This is a genomic window from Catenulispora pinistramenti (genome assembly GCF_018274385.1).
In the GTDB taxonomy this organism is placed as follows: Bacteria; Actinomycetota; Actinomycetes; order Streptomycetales; family Catenulisporaceae; genus Catenulispora; species Catenulispora pinistramenti.
Genome location: NZ_JAAFYZ010000559.1, coordinates 1 through 531 on the forward strand (window position 1 = coordinate 1; position 531 = coordinate 531).

1 pseudogene is annotated in these 531 nt (G+C 67.0%); it reads right to left on the bottom strand.

Annotation, left to right across the window (positions count from 1 at the left end):
- A pseudogene (locus KGQ19_RS48835) lies at positions 1-309 on the bottom strand (hypothetical protein); the annotation flags it as partial.
- Positions 310-531 lie beyond the last annotated feature (222 nt).

Below are 531 nucleotides of genomic sequence, written 5' to 3' on the forward strand. Positions count from 1 at the left end.
CCCCCGGCCACCGGCACTGTAGGCGAAGCCCTGCCGACGCGACCGAGGGGAACGAACCGAAAACCAGCCGGAGAAATACAAAACAGGGGGTGCGGGTACCGGCGGCTCGGCGAGTTCGACCGCCGGTACTGGTGCTGGCCAGCGCGCCGGTATCCGAGGTGCGCGTTCCAGGTTGGCGGGCGCCGGATCGGCACGGCGGCAACAAACAACCGATACCACCACCGGGATAGCAGGTTGCTGAGACAGATCGGCGGAAATCGGGCTGCAGTAGTCGCCGAGCTGGGTCTTGTCCGGGTCTTCGCCCCTCATCGCGGGCACGGCCGTCCAGCACCGCACATGGGCCTGTTAACTGCACTACACCCGGGCATGTTGTCGACCACCCAACCAGCGACCCGCCGCCACGCCCTCACCGGCAGCGGCATCAGCCAACCGGTGTCCTCGTTCCCGGCGTTTTGTATTTCTCCGGCTGGTTTTCGGTTCGTTCCCCTCGGTCGCGTCGGCAGGGCTTCGCCTACAGTGCCGGTGGCCGGG